The sequence below is a fragment of the Amycolatopsis sp. NPDC004747 genome, from assembly GCF_053601335.1.
On the sequence record NZ_JBSGBQ010000032.1, the window covers coordinates 1 to 18923 of the forward strand.

The 18923-nt window shown below is 72.6% G+C and carries 14 protein-coding genes; 8 read left to right on the forward strand and 6 right to left on the reverse strand.

The window, feature by feature from the left end; translation table 11 throughout:
* Positions 1-63 precede the first annotated feature (63 nt).
* Together ACWEGE_RS36890 and ACWEGE_RS36895 are read right to left on the reverse strand one after the other, a co-directional pair.
* Positions 64-1452 carry an FAD-binding oxidoreductase gene (locus ACWEGE_RS36890; RefSeq protein ID WP_449665121.1) on the reverse strand — a complete coding sequence of 463 codons (1389 nt, stop codon included), beginning with the start codon at positions 1450-1452 and terminating at the stop codon, positions 64-66.
* 81 nt (positions 1453-1533) lie between these two features.
* Positions 1534-4521 (reverse strand): ATP-binding protein, encoded by a 2988-nt coding sequence (locus ACWEGE_RS36895; protein WP_449665122.1) that lies wholly within the window; start codon positions 4519-4521, stop codon positions 1534-1536.
* 90 nt (positions 4522-4611) lie between these two features.
* On the opposite strand from ACWEGE_RS36895, the gene sthA reads away from it, so the two are divergent.
* Positions 4612-6024 (forward strand): Si-specific NAD(P)(+) transhydrogenase, encoded by a 1413-nt coding sequence (gene sthA, locus ACWEGE_RS36900; protein WP_449665123.1) that lies wholly within the window; start codon positions 4612-4614, stop codon positions 6022-6024.
* A 57-nt stretch (positions 6025-6081) separates the two neighbouring features.
* On the opposite strand, the gene ACWEGE_RS36905 is transcribed toward sthA, so the two are convergent.
* Positions 6082-6528, reverse strand: a complete 447-nt coding sequence (locus ACWEGE_RS36905; RefSeq protein ID WP_449665124.1) for a hypothetical protein — start codon at positions 6526-6528, stop codon at positions 6082-6084.
* A gap of 183 nt (positions 6529-6711) precedes the next feature.
* On the opposite strand from ACWEGE_RS36905, the gene ACWEGE_RS36910 reads away from it, so the two are divergent.
* The 6 genes from ACWEGE_RS36910 (at position 6712) to ACWEGE_RS36935 (ending at position 14672) form a co-directional block, all read left to right on the forward strand.
* A complete protein-coding gene (locus tag ACWEGE_RS36910) occupies positions 6712-8601 on the forward strand; it encodes an intein-containing Rv2578c family radical SAM protein (protein ID WP_449665125.1) in 1890 nt (629 codons plus the stop codon).
* Positions 8602-8757: 156 nt separating this feature from the next.
* On the forward strand, positions 8758-9360 hold the full coding sequence (merB, locus tag ACWEGE_RS36915) for an organomercurial lyase (RefSeq protein ID WP_449665126.1): 603 nt from the start codon (positions 8758-8760) through the stop codon (positions 9358-9360).
* A gap of 100 nt (positions 9361-9460) precedes the next feature.
* Complete coding sequence (aspS, locus tag ACWEGE_RS36920; RefSeq protein ID WP_449665127.1) at positions 9461-11236, forward strand: aspartate--tRNA ligase; 1776 nt, start codon at positions 9461-9463, stop codon at positions 11234-11236.
* A complete protein-coding gene (locus ACWEGE_RS36925) occupies positions 11236-12183 on the forward strand; it encodes a DUF389 domain-containing protein (protein ID WP_449665128.1) in 948 nt (315 codons plus the stop codon). The genes aspS and ACWEGE_RS36925 overlap by 1 nt, the downstream gene beginning before the upstream one ends.
* A gap of 79 nt (positions 12184-12262) precedes the next feature.
* Positions 12263-13444 (forward strand): phosphotransferase, encoded by a 1182-nt coding sequence (locus ACWEGE_RS36930; RefSeq protein ID WP_449665129.1) that lies wholly within the window; start codon positions 12263-12265, stop codon positions 13442-13444.
* 379 nt (positions 13445-13823) lie between these two features.
* Positions 13824-14672: an SGNH/GDSL hydrolase family protein gene (locus ACWEGE_RS36935; RefSeq protein WP_449665130.1), complete on the forward strand. Its 849-nt coding sequence runs from the start codon at positions 13824-13826 to the stop codon at positions 14670-14672.
* Here the strand turns inward: ACWEGE_RS36935 and ACWEGE_RS36940 are convergent.
* The 3 genes from ACWEGE_RS36940 to ACWEGE_RS36950 all read right to left on the reverse strand — a co-directional run bounded on the left by ACWEGE_RS36940 (position 14644) and on the right by ACWEGE_RS36950 (position 17372).
* Positions 14644-15372 carry a metallophosphoesterase family protein gene (locus tag ACWEGE_RS36940; RefSeq protein ID WP_449665131.1) on the reverse strand — a complete coding sequence of 243 codons (729 nt, stop codon included), beginning with the start codon at positions 15370-15372 and terminating at the stop codon, positions 14644-14646. The genes ACWEGE_RS36935 and ACWEGE_RS36940 overlap by 29 nt on opposite strands.
* A 62-nt stretch (positions 15373-15434) precedes the next feature.
* Entirely contained in the window at positions 15435-16643 is a 1209-nt protein-coding gene (locus ACWEGE_RS36945) for a cytochrome P450 (RefSeq protein ID WP_449665132.1), read from the reverse strand.
* Between the two features lie 33 nt (positions 16644-16676).
* The gene (locus ACWEGE_RS36950) at positions 16677-17372 is read right to left on the reverse strand and encodes a TetR/AcrR family transcriptional regulator (RefSeq protein ID WP_449665133.1); all 696 of its coding nucleotides are present in this window, start codon (positions 17370-17372) and stop codon (positions 16677-16679) included.
* A gap of 141 nt (positions 17373-17513) precedes the next feature.
* On the opposite strand from ACWEGE_RS36950, the gene ACWEGE_RS36955 reads away from it, so the two are divergent.
* On the forward strand, positions 17514-18890 hold the full coding sequence (locus tag ACWEGE_RS36955) for a replication-associated recombination protein A (RefSeq protein WP_449665134.1): 1377 nt from the start codon (positions 17514-17516) through the stop codon (positions 18888-18890).
* The last annotated feature ends 33 nt before the right edge of the window (positions 18891-18923 follow it).

Genomic DNA, 18923 nt, shown 5'->3' on the forward strand with positions numbered 1-18923 from the left:
AGCCTGCTGCCGCAAGGCGGGCCCGAGCGCGCGAGCCGGGTGCTCGACATGGTGTCCTTTGTCTTAGGCCGGTTTGATGTTCTGGTTGATGTGGAACACGTTTTCCGGGTCGTACTTCCTCTTCACCGTTGCCAGTCGGTCGTAGTTGCTTCGGTACGAGGCGCGGACCCGGTCCTGGCCCTCCTCCATCATGAAGTTGATGTACGCCCCTCCCGCTGAGGTCGGGTGCAGTTCCTCCCAGTAGTCCTTTGTCCAGCGAGAGATCGTGTCCGCGTTTTCCGGTGCCGGGTCCACCCCGACGATCACGCCCGACCAGCCGCCTTCGCGGTGGGGGAACGCCGTTGCGTCCGGTGCCACGCGGCTCGCCGCTCCGTCGATCGGGTACAGGTGCATCGACGAATGCATGGTCGGCAGTTCCTCGCCGTGCTTGAGGTGGATTTCGATGGCCTTGTCGGAGATTTCGTGGAACACGTCCGCCCGCCAGTACCACTGGAGGCCGGCCGGGTACAGCGCGTCGAACGCCCCCTGCAGCGCCGTGTACGGCATCGGCTGCAAACCGGTCAGCAGGGGCGAACCGAACGAGCGCACCGGGGCCAGTACCTCGTCCGCCTTGTCGTGCGGGCCCGTGTAGCACCAGACGATGCCGCAGGCCTTGCGGCCCCACAGCTGCTCCGGGAACGGGGGTGCCGGCGGGACCGTCAGCAGGCCGAACCAGCCGTTCAGCTCCTCGGGCAGCGACGGCAGCAGCTCGCGGTACCAGCGCAGGACCTCCGGGGTGTCGGCCAGGTCGTACAGCACCGGTCCGCCGATGACCACGCCGTGCTCGCCGATGTCGTGGCAGCGGAACGTGAACGACGTCACGACGCCGAAGTTGCCGCCGCCGCCGCGCAGGGCCCAGAACAGGTCGGGGTGCTCGGACGCCGAGGCGTGCACGAACGAGCCGTCGGCGAGGACGACGTCCGCCCCCAGCAGGTTGTCGATCGTCAGGCCGAAGCGGCGGGCCAGGTAGCCGATGCCGCCGCCCAGGGTCAGGCCCGCCACCCCGGTCGACGCGACGATGCCCGACGGCGTCGCCATCCCGAACGCGACCGTGGCGTGGTCGACGTCGCCCCAGGTGCAGCCGGCGTCGGCGCGGACCGTGTGGTGGACCGGGTCGACCGTGGTGCTGCGCAGGCGCGACAGGTCGATGACGAGCGCGCCGTCGGCGACGCCGAGGCCGCCCGCGTTGTGGCCGCCGCCGCGGACCGCGATGGCCACGCCCCGGGCGCGGCCGTAGCGGACGCAGGCGACGACGTCGGCGGCGTCGCGGCAGTAGGCGATCGCGGCCGGGCGCTTGTCGATCATGGCGTTGTAGACGGCACGGGCTTCGTCGTAGCCGGGGTCGGCGGGGGTGACGATGTCGCCGCGCAGCGCGGCGGCCAGTTCTTCGTGCGGCAAGGCGGTGGTGGTCATGGGTGGCCCCTCTCGGGTTCGCGGTACCGGAAGGAACGTAGGCAGCAGGCGTTCGCGCAGCGTTCGGTTCGTTCGGGCCGCTCAGCGCGGGTATCGGCGCAGGTCCGCCTCGGCCCGCTCCCGCAGGGCGGTGCTGCCCTGGACGCGGGCCAGCTCCGCGGCCGCCCGCAGCCGGGGGACCGGGTCGGCGTCGTGGCCCGCGCGCAGGCGGAGCACCTCCGGCAGCCACCAGCGGTCGTCGCGGGCCTCCCCGGCGGCCAGTGCGGCGTCCAGCGTCGCCCGCGCCGCTTCCGGGGCCGAGAGCTCGGCGACCAGCGAAAGCCAGTACGGCATCCGCGCGAACGACCCCTCCGCCTTGAGGTTCGCGACCCCCTCCTGCGCCGCGGCCAGGCCGGCCGCGCCGCCGCGGGCCCAGCCGCCCAGCACCAGCGCCCACTCGCGGTAGTAGGCGAAGCCGTACCGGTCGCACAGGGCCCGCAGCTCGGCGACGGCCTGTTCCAGCGCCCGGCGGTCGCCGCGCATCTGGTGGGTGATCCCGGCGTAGGCCAGCGCGATGGCCAGGCTGTACGGGTGGTCGATCCGGCGGGCGAGCGCGATCGCTTCGGCACCGCACGCGACGGCCGCGTCTTCGTCGCCGAGCAGCCAGTGGGCGTGCGCCGCCCAGGCCGGGCCGTGGACGTCCGGACGGGTGCCGATCGGCCACGACGACGCGCCGCGGGTGCGCTCGGCGCCCAGTTCGAAGTGCTTCAGCGCCTCGGCCGGGTCGTGCCCGAGGCTCAGCGACGAACCCGCGACGATGAAGTGCGCCGAGCCGCCCTGTTCGGCGCTCGTCCCCGGGGCCAGCAGCCCGAGGGCGCGTTCGGCCGCCTCGTGGGCCTGCACCGTCCGGCCCTGGACGAACCGCGACGACCACAGCTCCAGCAGCGCGGTGAGCGCGGCCTCCTCGTCACCGAGCGACTCCGCGAGCGCGAGCGACCGTTCCAGCGTGCGCTGCAGCTCGGGGGACGAGTAGCCCTGGTGGGCGTTCAGCGGCCCGGCGAGCGCTTCGAGGACGGCCAGCTCGTCCCGGTCGCGGTTGCCGCTCGCCGGGCGGGCGCGGACGAGGTCCAGCGCCTCCCGCAGCAGCCGGATCGCCTCGGCGTGGGCGAACGTGCCCGCGGCGACGGCGGCCGCCCGCCGGTAGTGCGCGACGGCGCGGTCCGGGCGGCCGCCCCGGGCGTACTGCTCGGCCAGCTGCGCCGCCACGGCGTCGGTGTCGCCGGCGTGCAGCAGCTCGAGCCCCTGGGCCAGCCGCCGGTGCAGCAGCCACCGCCGCGGCGGGCTGATCTGCTCGTAGGCGGCCTCGCGCAGCAGGTCGTGGGTGAAGTCGTAGCTGCCGCCGAACTCGCGCACGAGCCGGCGCCGCCACAGCTCGTCGACGGCGTCGACGACGGTGTCCGCGTCGAGGTCGCTCGCCTCGGTGAGCAGCTCGAGGGTGACGTCCCGGCCGGCCGCGGCGGCGAGCCCGGCGATCTCGCGGGCGGCCGGCCCCGGCTGCTCCAGCCGCGTCCGCAGCACCGCGGCCAGCCCTTCGGCGGGCGGGGAATCGTGCGCCCGCAGGGCTTCGACGACGTACAGCGGGTAACCGCCGGTGGCCGCGTGCAGCAGGTCACGGTCCGAAGTGGACAGGGGACGCCCGGCGACCGCTTCGGCGAGGCGGGCGGTGCCGGCAGCGTCGAACGGGCGCAGCGGCAGCTCGGCCAGCCTGCCGTCGTCGCGCAGCTGACCCGTCCAGGCCGCGACGCCCGCGCCCGGGTCGCCGTCGCGCAGCGTCGCCACGACCAGCAGCGGCGCCTCCGGCAGCAGGCCGAGGCAGAAGGCGACGAACGCGCCGGTCTCTTCGTCGCACCACTGCGCGTTGTCGAGCACCAGCAGGACGGGCCGGCCGCCGGCGGTGAGCGCCCTGGCCAGCCCTTCGAAGAACCGCAGGCGCTGCCAGGCCTCGACGACGGCGTGCTCGCCGGTGGTGCGCGTGGCCGGCAGCAGCCGGTCGACCTCGGCGCGCCACACCGGGTCCAGTGCCGCCGCCGCCTTCTGCACGGCGGGCGTGCGCAGCCACTCGGCCACCGGGGCCAGCGCGAGCCGTCCCGGCGTCCCGAAGCACCGGCCGGCCGCCACGACCGCGCCTTCGGCCCGCGCCAGCCCGGCCAGCTCGGTCACCAGGCGGGTCTTGCCGACCCCGGCGTCCCCGCGCACGAGGACGAACCCGGCGCGGCCCGCCGCGGCCGTCCGCCACAGCTCGCCGAGGCGGGCCAGCTCCGCGGCGCGGCCGACGAGACCGGGCGCGGCCGCCCGCCGCGGTTCCGGGTCGGGCCGGGCGAGCAGCCGGCGCAGCGCCGCGCGGGTCGGTTCGGCCGGGACGACGCCGAGCTCGCGCTCCAGCACCGACGCGCACCGGTGGTAGGTGCTCACCGCGCCCGCCCGGTCCCCGGCCTCGGCCTGCAGCCCCATCAGCGTCCGGTAGCCGGTCTCTTCGAGGGGACGCAGCGCGATCCGGCGGCGGGCCGCGGCGAGCGCGGCGGCGGGATCGCCCGACGGCGTCCGGCAGATCAGGTCGCACAGTTCGACGCACTGGCGCTCGAGCTCGGCGCGGGCCGCCAGCACCCAGTCGTCGGCCAGGCCGGGCAGCAGCTCGTCGCGGTAGGCCGCGAGCGCGGCCCGGGCGTGGGCGACGGCCGCACCGGGGTCGGCGGCGGCCAGCGCGGCCCGGTGGGCGGCGGCGAACTCCCGCACGTCCACGCGGCTCGACGGCGTGTCCCGCCAGCACAGGTCCTGCCCGGTGACGGTCAGCGCGGGCGGGTCGCCCAGCACGCGGCGCAGCTGGTGCAGCTCGCGGCGGAGGTTGGTCAGCGCCTGCGCGTCGGTGGAGTCCGGCCAGAACAGGCCGGCGAGCAGGCGCCGGGGCTGCGCCCGCCCGGCGTGCACGACGAGGTGGGCCACGAGCGCGACCGACCGCGGCGACCGCGTCAGCACGGCGCCGGACTCGTCGTCGGCGATCACCTGCTCGCCCAGCAGCGAGACGCGCAGCACCCGGACACGCTAACCCCGGAACCGGCTCGCGTGCGGATCTTCACCGGTGGGGGGTTGCGCACGGACCGCCGGGTGCGCAGGCTCGACGTCGTGAGCGAGCACGAGTACGACCTCATCGTCATCGGTTCGGGCCCCGGCGGGCAGAAGGCCGCGATCGCCGCGGCGAAGCTCGGCAAGAAGGTGGCGGTCGTCGACCGGCACGACATGGTCGGCGGGGTGTGCGTCAACACCGGCACGATCCCGTCCAAGACGCTGCGCGAAGCCGTGCTCTACCTGACCGGCATGAACCAGCGCGAGCTCTACGGCGCGAGCTACCGCGTCAAGCAGGACATCACCATCGCCGACCTGCTCGCCCGCACCCAGCACGTGGTCGGGCGCGAGGTCCAGGTGGTGCGCGCGCAGCTGCTGCGCAACCACATCGACCTCCTCGACGGCACCGGCTCCTTCGCCGACCCGCACACCGTGCTGGTCGAAGGCCGCCACCGCGGCGACCGGCGGACGCTGTCGGCCGACCACGTGGTGATCGCCACCGGCACCCGGCCCGCGCGGCCGAAGCAGGTCGACTTCGACGCCGCCCGCGTGCTCGACTCCGACGAGATCCTCCAGCTGGAGCAGATCCCGTCGTCGCTGGTCGTGGTGGGCGCCGGGGTGATCGGGATCGAGTACGCGTCGATGTTCGCCGCGCTCGGCTCGCGGGTCACCGTGGTCGAGCAGCGCGACCACATGCTCGACTTCTGCGACCCGGAGATCGTCGAATCGCTCAAGTTCCAGCTGCGCGACCTGGGCGTCACGTTCCGCTTCGGCGAGAAGGTCGCGGACGTGGCGGTGTCCGACCACGCGACGATCACGACCCTGGTCAGCGGCAAGCGCATCCCGGCCGACGGCGTCATGTACTCGGCGGGCCGCCAGGGCATGACCGGCGAGCTCAACCTGGAGGCGGCCGGCCTGGCCGCCGACGAGCGCGGCCGGCTGGTGGTCGACGAGAACTACCGCACGGCGGTCCCGCACATCTACGCGGTCGGCGACGTGATCGGCTTCCCGGCCCTGGCGGCGACGTCGATGGACCAGGGCAGGCTCGCGGCGTACCACGCGTTCGGCGAGCCGGCGCACGAGCTCGGCGCCCTGCAGCCGATCGGGATCTACACGATCCCGGAGATTTCGTACGTCGGCTCGACCGAGGCCCAGCTGACGTCGTCGGCGGTACCGTACGAGGTCGGCATCGCCCGTTATCGCGAGCTGGCGCGCGGCCAGATCACCGGCGACAGCTACGGGATGCTGAAGCTGCTGGTGTCCACGACGGACCGGAAACTGCTGGGCGTCCACGTGTTCGGCACGGGCGCGACGGATCTGGTCCACATCGGACAGGCGGTGATGGGCTGTGGCGGCACGGTCGACTACCTGGTGGACGCGGTGTTCAACTACCCGACGCTGTCGGAGGCGTACAAGGTGGCCGCCCTGGACGCGACCAACAAGATCCGGGCCCTGGAGCGCTTCACGTCCTGAGCGCGCGTGCCGAACGGGTCCGGACCCGCTCGGCGCCGGACCCGTTCGGCGGTGGGGCTAGAGCGAAACGGTGAGGCAGTAGCCGTCCCGGTAGCAGATCCGTTCGACGAGGTGGCGGTCGGTTTCGTCGGTCATGTAGATCCAGACGCTGTCGGCTCCGCCGACGACGTTCGCGTCCAGGTTCAGGGTCGCCGTGCCGGCCCGGTTGCACCAGAGGCTGGTGCTCCTGAAGTCCAGCGAGGTATTGCCCGCGTAGGCCCGCGCGTAGATCCGGCGGCAGTTGCTGGCCTTGAACACTCCGCTGACCTCGACCGACCGGTTGAACCAGGTGACCGTGCCGTTGTAGTAACTCACCGTGTACGGCATCGCGAATTCGCTGGTGGGGTAAGCGGCCGCGGTGGCGGGCGTGGCCGCGGAGACCATCCCGGCGACCGACGCCACCGCGGCCACGACGGCGCCGGCCTTCCTCGTGCGGCTCTTCGTGGTCTTCCTGGCCTTCAGCATGGTTTCTCCCCTGCCGTCGTGGCGGTCCGGAGTGGGGCCGCGACCGGACACGTGCGGGAGGCCGGATCGGTTTAGGCGGCACCTGGGTCGTCCCACCGGTCACACGAACACCACCGGCACCACGTGATCCGCTTGTGCCGAACCGGTTTGACACTCGTCTAGAACATATGTTCGACTGGCGCCGTGCGATGGGATCGGCAGCGGACAGGGGAGGGTGAACCGGCACTGCCCGGGCTCGAGGGCCTGGTGCGATCGGTGCGGTCACCGGAATTCGACGGCGTCACCTTTCACGAGGTGCACGCGCGATCGGTGCTGAACAAGGTGCCCGACGGCTCCGGCGTGCCGTTCGGCTGGACCGTCAACCCCTATCGCGGCTGCTCCCACGCCTGCACCTACTGCCTCGAAGGCGGCACCCGGATCCTGATGGCCGACGGCCGGACGAAGGCGCTGTCCGACCTGAAGGTCGGCGACGCGATCTACGGCACCCGCGGCCACGGCGCGTCCCGGCGGCTGGTGCCGACCCGGGTCGAAGCGCACTGGACCACGCTGCGCGCGGCCTACCGCGTCACCCTCGAAGACGGCACCCGGCTCGTCGCCGGCGGCGACCACCGGTTTCTCACGAGCAAGGGCTGGAAGCACGTCACCGGCAGCAGGTTCGGCGCCGCGCAGCGGCCGCACCTGGAGCCCGGTACCGAGCTGATCGGCGTCGGGCGGTTCGAGCCGACGCCGGACGAGACGCTCGGCTACCGGGCCGGCTACCTGTGCGGGATGCTGCGCTCGGGCGGGTTCGCCGCCGAGCCGGACGCCGCCACCCGGGCCCTGCGCTACCTGCCGGACTTCGGCGCTTCGGTCGGTTTTCTCAAGGTGCCGCCGGATCCGGACGCCCATTGGCAGCGCGGGTTCCTGGCCGGCGTCTTCGACATCGCGGGCGGCTACGGCCGCGGCGTCCTCGCGGTGGCGCACGACGAACCCGAGATCGCCGACGCCTTCACCGCCGCGCTCGCCCGCTTCGGCTTCGCGTACCAGCTCGACGAGGTGCCGAAGTTCCCGACGCGCCAGGAGATCCGGCTGCTCGGCGGCGTCGGCGAGGTGCTGCGGTTCTTCCACGTCGGCAACCCGGCGGTCACGTGGAAGCGGTCCCTCGAGGGCGCGGTGATCGGCGCGAGCCGCCGCCGCGTGGCGGCGATCGAGGCGCTGGGCCTGCAGCTGCCGCTGTTCGACATCACCACCGGCACCGGCGACTTCGTGGCCGACGGCATGGTGTCGCACAACTGCTTCGCCCGGAACACCCACACCTACCTCGACTTCGACGCCGGCCGCGACTTCGACACGCAGGTGGTCGTCAAGATCAACGCCCCGCAGGTGCTGGCCGCCCAGCTGAAGAAGCCGTCGTGGCGGCGCGAGCACGTCGCCATGGGCACCAACACCGACCCCTACCAGCGCGCCGAGGGCCGCTACCGGCTGATGCCCGGCATCATCACGGCACTGGCGCGGTCGGGCACACCGCTGTCGGTGCTGACCAAGGGCACGGTGCTGGCCAGGGACCTGCCGCTGCTGCGGGACGTCGCCCGGGACGTCCCGGTCGGGCTCGCGGTGTCGATCGCGCTGCTCGACGAAGAGCTGCAGCACCGCCTCGAACCCGGCACGCCGAGCCCGCGGGCGCGGCTGGAGCTGGTCCGCAAGGCGCGCGAAGCCGGGCTGCCGTGCTCGGTGCTGGTGGCGCCGGTGCTGCCGTGGCTGACCGACTCCGAGGAGGCACTGGACGCGCTGTTCGCCCGGCTCGCCGACGTCGGCGCGACCGGCGTCACGGCGTTCGCGCTGCACCTGCGGCCGGGGGCGCGCGAGTGGTTCGGCCGCTGGCTGGCGGGCTCGCACCCGGAGCTCGTCCCGCGGTACCGGGAGCTGTACGCGCGGGGCAGTTACGTCCGGAAGGCCTACCGGGAGGGGCTCGCGGCGCGGGTGGGGCCGTTGCTGCGGCGGCACGGCCTGGACCGCAAGGGCGGGTTCGCCGCGCGGGGTCCCGAGCTGCCGGTGGCCGAGGCCGCCCCCGCGGAGCAGCTGCGCCTGCTGTGACGATCCTTTGTGGACCCACCGGGTGACGTACTGGGCCGTTCGGGGCGTTTGCGACCCGGTGTCTTCGGTTTGCGGCAAAATGTCCGGTCGTGTCGTTGTCGTCCCGCCGCACCGGCGCCTAACGTCGAAGGGATCGAACCCGAAAGGAGCCGGACGATGACGACCTCGCAGACCGACCGTGTCGCGGCCGCCCGGCTCGCCTGGGCCGCGCTGAAGCTGACCCGGGCCGGACGGCACCCGGTCGGCGTCGACCGGCTGGCCGCGACCGTCGGCGTCGCCCCGGCCGAGGCCCGGCGGCTGGTCGAGCTGATCGGGTTCACCCTGCACCGCGACCTCGTGTCGACCGGCCCGGCGCCGCGCGGCGCCCACCACCGCCTCCAGCCCGCCGAAGGCACCCTCGGCGCGGGCCCGGACGGCACCGTCGACATGTTCCTGCTGGCCATCGCCACCGGCGAGCTGGTGCACGCCGCCGCGATCTGCCCGGTCACCGGGACGCGCATCCGCATCGAGCTGATGTCCCAGGGGATCCTCCTGGTCGACCCGCCGTCGGCGGTGGTCGCGGCGGTCGACCTCGGGTTCGGGCTGGAGGGCGTCGACGCCGTGGCCTGCGCGGGCCAGCCGTTCTTCGCCTCCGCCACCGCGGCGGCGAGCTGGCAGGTGGCGCACCCGGGTGGCCGCATCTACCAGGTGGCGGCCTACCTGGCGCAGGCCCACCGCCTGGTCGCGGCGCTGGAGACGCGGCCCAAGTACGTCCTCTGACACGGGTCACGGCCGGGCGGGCCTGCCGACGTCGTAGGGTGAGGGGTTCGTTAGCCTTTTCAGCAGCGAGAACCACCCATGTCGAAGGAGAGCAGTCGCAGTGCTCCGCACTCACAACGCCGGCACCCTGCGTGCCGGACAGGCCGGACAGACCGTCACCCTCACCGGATGGGTGGCCCGGCGGCGCGATCACGGCGGCGTCATCTTCATCGACCTCCGTGATGCCAGCGGTGTCGCCCAGGTCGTCTTCCGCGAGGGCGAGATGGCCGAGCGCGCCCACGCGCTGCGGTCGGAGTTCTGCGTCAAGATCGTCGGCGAGGTCGCGAAGCGCCCCGAGGGCAACGCCAACGCCGAGATCGCCACCGGCGAGATCGAGGTCCTCGCGACCGCGCTCGAGGTGCTGTCGGAGTCCGCGCCGCTGCCGTTCCCGATCGACGACCGCGTCGACGTCGGCGAAGAGGTCCGGCTCAAGCACCGCTACCTCGACCTGCGCCGCAGCGGCCCGGCCGCGGCCATGCGCCTGCGCAGCGAGGTCAGCCGCGCCGCGCGCGAGGTGCTGCACGCCCAGGACTTCGTCGAGATCGAGACCCCGACGATGACCCGCTCGACGCCCGAAGGCGCGCGAGACTTCCTGGTCCCGGCCCGGCTCAAGCCCGGCTCCTGGTACGCGCTGCCGCAGTCGCCGCAGCTGTTCAAGCAGCTGCTCATGGTCGGCGGTATGGAGCGGTACTACCAGATCGCCCGCTGCTACCGCGACGAAGACTTCCGCGCCGACCGCCAGCCCGAGTTCACCCAGCTCGACATCGAGATGAGCTTCGTCGAGCAGGACGACGTCATCAAGCTCGGCGAGGACATCGTGTCCGCGCTGTGGAAGCTGATCGGGCACGAGATCCCGCGGCCCATCCCGCGCATCACCTACCACGAGGCGATGGCCAAGTACGGCTCGGACAAGCCGGACCTGCGCTTCGACCTCGAGATCACCGACATGACGGAGTTCTTCGCCGACACGCCGTTCCGCGTGTTCCAGGCGCCGTACGTCGGTGCGGTGGTGATGGCGGGCGGGGCCGACCAGCCGCGCCGCCAGCTCGACGCGTGGCAGGAGTGGGCGAAGCAGCGCGGCGCGCGCGGCCTCGCGTACATCCTCGTGAACGAGGACGGCACGCTCGGCGGCCCGGTCGCGAAGAACCTGTCCGAGCACGAGCGCGAGAACGTCGCCGCGGCGGCGGGTGCCAAGCCGGGCGACTGCATCTTCTTCTCCGCGGGCAAGGCGTCCTCGACGCAGCCGCTGCTCGGCGCCGCGCGCGACGAGATCGGCAAGCGGCTCGGCCTGATCGACGAGAACGCCTGGTCGTTCGTGTGGGTCGTCGACGCGCCGCTGTTCGCGCCGGTCGAGGACATCGGCGACGACGTCGCGGTCGGCTCCGGCAAGTGGACCGCGGTGCACCACGCCTTCACCTCGCCGACCCCGGAGTGGATCGACAAGTTCGAGCAGGACCCGGGCAACGCCCTGGCCTACGCCTACGACATCGTCTGCAACGGCAACGAGATCGGCGGTGGCTCGATCCGTATCCACCGCGGCGACGTCCAGAAGCGCGTGTTCAACCTGATGGGCCTCGGCGAGGAGGAGGCGCAGGAGAAGTTCGGCTTCCTGCTCGACGCCTTCGCCTACGGCCCGCCGCCGCACGGCGGCATCGCGTTCGGCTGGGACCGCATCGTGATGCTGCTGGCCAAGGCCGACTCGCTGCGTGACGTGATCGCGTTCCCGAAGACCGGCGGCGGGTACGACCCGCTGACCGCGGCGCCCGCGCCGATCACCGCGCAGCAGCGCAAGGAAGCCGGGATCGACGCGAAACCGGCCGCCGCCCCGCAGAACTAGTGCTGCACCTCAGGGCCGTGTGCCCGCCGGACAAGACCGCCGAGGCGCTCGAAATCCTGCGGGCCCACGCCGGGACGGCGCACCTGATCGTGCACCGCGGCGCCGCCGTGGAGCCCGAGGGTGACCTGGTCGAGGCCGATATCGCGCGCGAGGCGGCGGACGAGATCGTCGACGCGCTGTGCGTGCTCGACCTCGACCACACCGGCGGCATCACGCTCGAAGCCCTCGACACGGCGCTGTCCGACGCCGCCGACCAGGCGGAGGAGGCCGCGCCGGGCGAAGCCGCGGACGCCGTCGTCTGGCAGGAGCTGCTCGGCCGGACGGGTGAGGAGTCGCGGCTGAACGCGACGTTCCTGGCCTTCCTGACCATCGCCTGCCTGCTCGCCGCCGTCGGCGTGCTCACCGACTCCTCGGTGACGATCGTCGGCGCGATGGTCGTCGGCCCGGAGTTCGGGCCGCTGGCCGCGCTCGCCGTCGGTCTGGTGCTGCGGCACTGGCAGCTGGTCCGGCAGGCCGCGGTCGCGCTGACCGTCGGCTTCCCGCTGGCGATGGTGGTTACGCTGGGGGGCGCGCTGCTCGTCCGCGTGACCGACGTCTTCGGGGAGAAGGCGTTCGAGCTGAAACAGCACAACGAGGTCGACTTCGTGTTCTCCGTCGGCGTGCCGTCCCTGGTCGTCGCCATGCTCGCCGGCGCGGCCGGGATGCTTGCCATGACGTCGGCGAAGTCGGCCGCCTTGGTCGGCGTGTTCATCTCGGTGACCACGGTGCCGGCCGCGGGGTACGCGGTCGTCGCGGCCGTGGCGGGGGAGTGGAGCCGGTGCCTCCAGTCCGTCGGGCAGCTGCTGGTCAACCTTCTCGGAATCGTTGCAGCTGCGGCCATTGTGTTGATGGTGCGCCGGAATGGGCAACGTTCTCCGGTGGGAATGCGTCCGCTTTCACGCGGGTGACCCGTATCCGGGCGGGATGCGCTTTCTTGTCCGGATGTCAGTAGTCATGGTTGCTCAGTCACGAGTAGGGTCGGTGACAATGACAGTCGACACCTCCTCCGCCGGCGACGCTGGAGTCGGGGCAGGAGCCGGGCAGCTCGCCATCGCCGCGGCGGTCGCGGCGGGCGAGTCCGTTCTTTCACGCCGGTTCGGCAGCGCGATCACCTTGGTCGCGCCCGAGGACCTGGCGGGGAGCGGGCCGGCCACGGTGGTCCGCGCGCGGGTGGTGTCGTCGTTCGCGCTGCCGCGCACGCTCGTCATCAAGCACTACCCGGACCGGCCGGAGTCCGGAGCCGACCCGTTCGCCCAGGAGGCGGTCAGCTACCAGCTGTTCACGGCGCTGGCCCCGGACGAGCGGATGTGCCCGGAGCTGGTGGCCCACGACGGCCGCGACCGCGTGCTGGTGCTGGAGGACCTGGGCCGCACGCCGACGCTCGAGGACAAGCTCTACGCCCGCGACTCGCGCGCGGCCGAGCGGGCGCTGCTGTCCTGGGCCCGGTCGCTGGGCCGCCTGCACGCGAGCACGGCCGGCCGGGAAGCGGACTTCAACGCGCTGCTGCGGCGCCTCGGCGGCCCGGCGAAGAGCGACTCCGACGGGGTCGACGCGCTGTGCTCGAGGGTGCCGTCACTGATCCAGAAGCGCCTGGGCATCCCGGTGCCGGACGAGGTGCTCGCACAGGTGACAGCGGCGGTCGAGCAGTCCCGCGCGGCGGGCTTCCGGGCGTTCAGCCCGGTCGAGCTGAGCCCGGACAACAACCTCGTGACGGGCCAGGGCGTCCGCTTCCTCGACTTCGAGTCCGGCCGGGTCCGCTCCGCCCTGGTGGACGCGGCCCACCTGCGGCTGCCGTTCGCCAGCTGGCCGGACGCGCTGGCCCTGCCGGCGGGAATGAGCGAGGCGATGATCGCGGCCTGGCGGGCCGAGGTGGTCGGGGTGTGGCCGGCGTTCGCCGACGACGAAGTCCTCGCGGCGCAGTTGACCGCAAGCGAGCTGCTGCGGGTGTGGCTGATCACCGGGGAGGAGCTGGGGGCGTTGAACCTGTCCCGGCACGCGGCACCGGTGAGCCGGGAGGCGGCGTTCGTGACCTGGTGGCGGGATCTGGCCAAGCATGCCGGGTATGTCCGGATGACGGCGGTTTCGGAGTTTGCGGCTCGGGTTGCTGCGGCGTTGGCTGCGCGGCTGGGGCCGCATGCTGATCTGGCGTTTTATCCTGCGTTTCGGTGAGGTTGGGGTTCCCGCCGGTGTGAGGCTGGGGGGTTCCCGCCGGCCCGAACGCCGGATTGTTCAACGGCCGCCAGGCCTTGTCAAGGCGGGAAAGCGTGCCTTGACAAGGCCTGGCGGCCGCTGAGGCGGCTGCGTATCGGGTCGGCAGGGGGGTGTGGCCGGGAGGGGCGGGTTGTGGGGGCCGCTGGTCTCTTGCCGTCCGGCTTCGCCGCAGCCGGCGCTTGCCGCGGCGCCCGGCGGCGGCCCCGCCGTACCCTCACTGATCGCCCACTCCGGCCAAACCGCCCATATCCGGCCCCTGTGAGGTGGGCGTCAAGAATTAGGCCCGGTGTCGTGACCGCGTTACCTCCACCTCACCGGGTGTGAGCCTGCGTGGCCGATGGTCGTGACCGTGACCGTGATGAGCGTCGATGTCACCCCGCTGCCCGAACCGCCCCCGCGTCCGCTCGCCGCCGTCCCTGCGCTCAGGCGAGCGCGGCGGCTTGCCGTTCTCGGTGACTCCACCGCCGTCGGGCTTGGGGATCCGCTTCCCCGGCGGGGCGGCTGGCGCGGGGTCGGCCCGCTCGTCGCCGCTGCTCTCGGGGTTGAGGCCGGCGGCTATCTCAACCCCTCCTTCGCCGGGGCGCGGATGCGGTGTGTTCTCACCGAGCAGGTGCCCGCCGCCGTTGGGCACCGGCCCGATGTCGCCCTGCTCGTCGCCGGGATGAACGACACCCTTCGGCCCGACTTCGATGCCTCGCGGATCGCCGCCGAGCTCGGCGAGGTGATCCGGCGGCTGCGGGAAACCGGGACCACCGTGGTGCCCGTCCGCTTCCACGACCACAGCAAGGTCTTCCGCCTCCCGCCCTCGCTCAAGCGCGCCCTCAGCGCCCGCGTCGCGGAACTCAACGCGGCCATCGACGACGTCGTCGCCCGGGAAGGTGTGCCCTGCCTCGACCTCGAGCGGCTGCCCGGCGCCTACGACCTCGCGTCCTGGAGCGTCGACCGGCTGCACCCCTCCGAGCTGGGCCACCGCATGCTCGCCGCCGGCTTCACCGGGCTGCTCGCCGACGCCGGGTTCGCCGTGCCCGAACCGGTGAGCCTCACCTGCAGCGGTGGTGTCGAACCCAGCACCGCGGGGCACGTCGGCTGGCTGGTGCTCAAGGGGATCCCGTGGCTCTGGCGCCGCGGCCGCGAATTCCTGCCCTACGCCGCCGTCATCATGTGGAACTCGTTCCGCGCCCGCTGAACACCCGCAGCGCCTCGACGTCCGAAGCCGGGTTGCGGACGAAGAAGTCCGCCCACTCCTCGATGTCCGGGTACGCGCAATGCGCCGCCAGGTACCGGCACGCCTCCTCGGTGTCGTACTCCGTGCGCCGCAGCTGGACGCCTTCGCCGAGCAGTGCCCAGTGTGCACCCCTTGTCCCGTAAGGCATTCCGACGCTGCCGGGGTTGACCACCAGCCGCCGGTCCACGAGGCGGACGAACGGCATGTGCGTGTGCCCGCAGACGACCGTCGACGCCGAAACGCCCGCCAGGACCTCCGCCCAGCGCTCCGGCGGCGAGTCGACGAGCACGATCTCGGTGTCGTTGCGCGGAGTCGCGTGGCAGAACAGCACCCCTTCGACGGTCACCGTCAGCGGCAACGCGTCGAGCAGCGGGAGATCGGCCGGACGCAGCTGCTTCGCCGCCCACGGGAAGATCGGGTCCGGGACGAACGTGCCCCCGGTGCGCGCCGATTCGGCCAGCTCGCGGTCGGCGTTGCCGCGCACCCACACCGCCCGCTCGCCCAGCGACCGGAGCCGCTCGAGCGTCTCCACGGGCATCGGCCCGGCGAGCAGGTCGCCGAGCAGCACGATCTTCTCCGCCGCCTGGACGTCCGGCTCCGCCAGGACCGCCTCCAGCGCCGGGAGGACCCCGTGGATGTCCGCCAGCACCGCCACCTTCACCGGTCCACCATCGGGCACGCCGAGCGCCCTGGGCGAGGGATTTCGCCCAGGGCGCAACCGGCTCACACCGTCGAGAGCGGCAGTTCGCGCACGCCGGTCATGTTCGGGTTGACCTGGAACTTCGGCGGCTCACCCGGGATCGTGCGCAGCACCGGGTAGCGGTCGAGCAGGATGTCCAGCGCCACCCGGCCTTCCAGCCGCGCGAGCGGCGCGCCGATGCAGAAGTGGATCCCGCGGCCGAAGGCCAGGTGCGGGTTCGGGTCCCGCCGCGGGTCGAACGTGCCCGGGTCGCGGAACACCCGCTCGTCCCGGTTGGCCGCCGACACCCACAGGAGCAGCATCTGGTCCGCCGGCACGGTGACGCCGCCGACCTCCGCCTCCCGCAGGGTCGTGCGCGCCACCGCCGCGAACGGCGTCAGGTACCGCAGCGACTCTTCGATCACCGGCGGCACGAGCGAGCGGTCCGCGCGCACCCGCTCGGCCCACTCCCGGTGCGTGTCCAGGCACAGCACCACGTTGCCGAGCAGCATCGTGGTGGTGATGTGGCCGGCCAGCAGCAGGATGTTCGCGAAGTTGACGACTTCGGAGCGCGAAAGCCGTTCGCCGTCCAGCTCGGCTTCGACGAGCTTCGTCAGCAGGTCTTCCCGCGGCTGCTTCCGCCGCTCGTCGACGTGCACGCCGAGGTAGTCGGCGAGCGCCCGCTGGCCCTCCATGGACCTCCGGATCGCCGCGTCCTGCTTTTCGTCCTTCTTCACCAGGGAAACCTGGTCGGCGGACTCGAACATCCGGTCCACCCAGCCCTTGAACAGGTGCCGGTCCCCGGCCGGGACGCCCAGCAGTTCGGCGATCACGATCACCGGCAGCGGGTAGGCCAGGTCGGCCACCAGCTCCAGCCGGTCGCCGGCCGGGATCGCGTCGAGCAGCTGGTGGGTGATCGCCGCGATCCTCGGCTCGAGGTCGGCCACCACCTTCGGCGTGAACGCCCGGCTGACGAGCTTGCGCATCTTGTTGTGCAGCGGCGGGTCGAGCTGCAGGATGCTGCCCGTCGACATGTCGTAGTCGGGGTCCGGCATCAGCTCCTTCGGCACCAGCCGCGTGGTGTCGGACGAGAACGTCGCCGGGTCGCGGAGGATCGCTTCGATCTCCGGGTGCCCGTAGACGTTCCACATCCCCAGTTCCGCGGCGAACTCGATCCGCTTCTCCGGTTGCTTCCCCCGCAGCCAGAACTGGGCCTCGGGCAGTCCCCAGGTGTCGGCCAGTGTGGTGGTCATTTCCGCCCCTTTCCCCATTGGGTGGCCCCGGGATCAGCCGGGAGCCCTGGTGGGATCGTGCGCGTAGATCCCCTTGCGGTAGCTCGAGACGAGCTCCTCGAGCGCCGTGCTCAGCTCCGCCGCCACTTCCGCGACCGCCGCGGGATCGGGCTCGCCGGGCGGCTCGAACGCGGTGCGGATCAGGTGGGCGAGCACCTTCGCCTTCTCTTCGAGGGGAATGCCCTCGAACTGGTCCGACAACGTGTCGCCCAGGTAGAAGCCGAGGGTCGAAGCGCTGAGCGCGTAGCTCAGCTGCGGCACGTCCGAACGGATCAGCCCGTGCCGCAGCATCGTGCCCTCGAAGTGCGCGCGCAGCTCGTCCTGCTGCTTGTGCAGGTCGAGGTCGCCGAGCGCGCCGAACATCTCGGCGTTGCCGCGCAGCATCGCCATCACGAGCGGACGGCGGTGCGTGAGCAGGAACGAACCGGAGACCATCCGGTGCGGCAGGATCATCGCCGGGTCGGCTTTGATCGCCGCCAGCACCGCGTCGGTGAGGTCGGCCGACTCGCGCATCATCAGCGCCTTGAACAGCAGCTCCTTGTTGCGCCAGTGCAGGTAGACGGTGCCCTTGCCGATGCCGACTGCGCGTGCGATGTCGTCCACGGCCACCTTGCGGTAGCCCATGCGCAGCAGCAGCTCGCCCGCCGCGTCCAGGATCCGGTCGGCACGTTCGCGGTTGGGATGCCCCATGTGTGTCCACCTGCGGTTTCGTTGAGCATTTGACTGGTTGACCGGATTTGCGATTTCGGTCAACCAGTCAGAGCGACGATAGCGCCGATCCGCGGACCGGGGCAAGCGCTTCTGTCGGTGGGGTCGGTTAACGTCATCGGTGTGGCACAGGACGAGCTCTTCACCGTGAACGCCGACATCGCGCCCCCGCCGGAGCGCACGGTGTCGAACGCGGGCGTGGAACCGCAGGCGGACCCGGCCAGTTCGCCGCTGGCCGTGCGGATGCGGCCGCGTTCCCTCGACGAGGTCGTCGGCCAGCAGCACCTGCTGCGCGAGGGCGCGCCGCTGCGGCGGCTGGTCGAAGGCGCCGCGCCGGCGTCGGTGCTGCTCTACGGCCCGCCCGGCACGGGCAAGACCACGCTGGCCAACCTCGTCTCGATCGCGACCGGGCGCCGGTTCGTCGCGATGTCCGCGCTTTCGGCGGGCGTCAAGGAGGTCCGCGGGGTCATCGAAGAAGCGCGCCGGCGGCGGCAGTACAACGCCGAGAACACGGTGCTGTTCATCGACGAGGTGCACCGGTTCTCCAAGACCCAGCAGGACGCGCTGCTCGGCGCGGTGGAGGACCGCACGGTCCTGCTGGTCGCGGCGACCACCGAGAACCCGTCGTTTTCGGTCGTGTCGCCGCTGCTTTCGCGGTCGCTGGTGCTGCAGCTGCGCCCGCTGACCGACGAGGACATCACGGCGCTGCTCGAGCGGGCGCTGGCCGACGAGCGCGGCCTGGGTGGCGAGCTGACGCTGACCGAGGACGCGCGCGCCCACCTCGTGCGCCTCGCGGGTGGGGACGCGCGCCGCGCGCTCACGGCGCTGGAGGCGGCGGCGGACGCCGCCTCGGCCACCGAGGCGAAGACGATCGACCTGGCCATCGTCGAGTCCACAGTGGACAAGGCGGCGGTGCGCTACGACCGCGACGGCGACCAGCACTACGACGTGATCAGCGCGTTCATCAAGTCGATCCGCGGGTCCGATGTGGACGCCGCACTGCACTACCTGGCCCGGATGATCGAGGCGGGCGAGGACCCGCGGTTCCTCGCGCGGAGGCTGGTGGTCCACGCCAGCGAGGACATCGGGATGGCCGACCCGACGGCGCTGCAGTCGGCGGTCGCGGCCGCGCACGCGGTCCAGTTCATCGGCATGCCGGAGGGCAGGCTGGCGCTGGCCCAGGCGACGGTCCACCTGGCGACGGCCCCGAAGTCCAACGCGGTGATCAAGGGCATCGACGCGGCGCTGGCGGACGTCCGCGCGGGCCTGGCGGGCACGGTGCCCCCGCACCTGCGCGACGGGCACTACGCAGGCGCGAAGAAGCTCGGCAACGCGCAGGGCTACCGGTACCCGCACGACGTGCCGGAGGGCGTGCTGGCGCAGCAGTACCCCCCGGACGAGCTGGTGGGCCGGGACTACTACGACCCCACCCAGCGCGGCGCCGAGCGGACGCTGGCCGAGCGGGTCCCGAAGCTGCGCCGGACGATCCGGGGCCAGTGACGCCGGCCCGGGAGGGCGCCGGCGGGCCGTGCG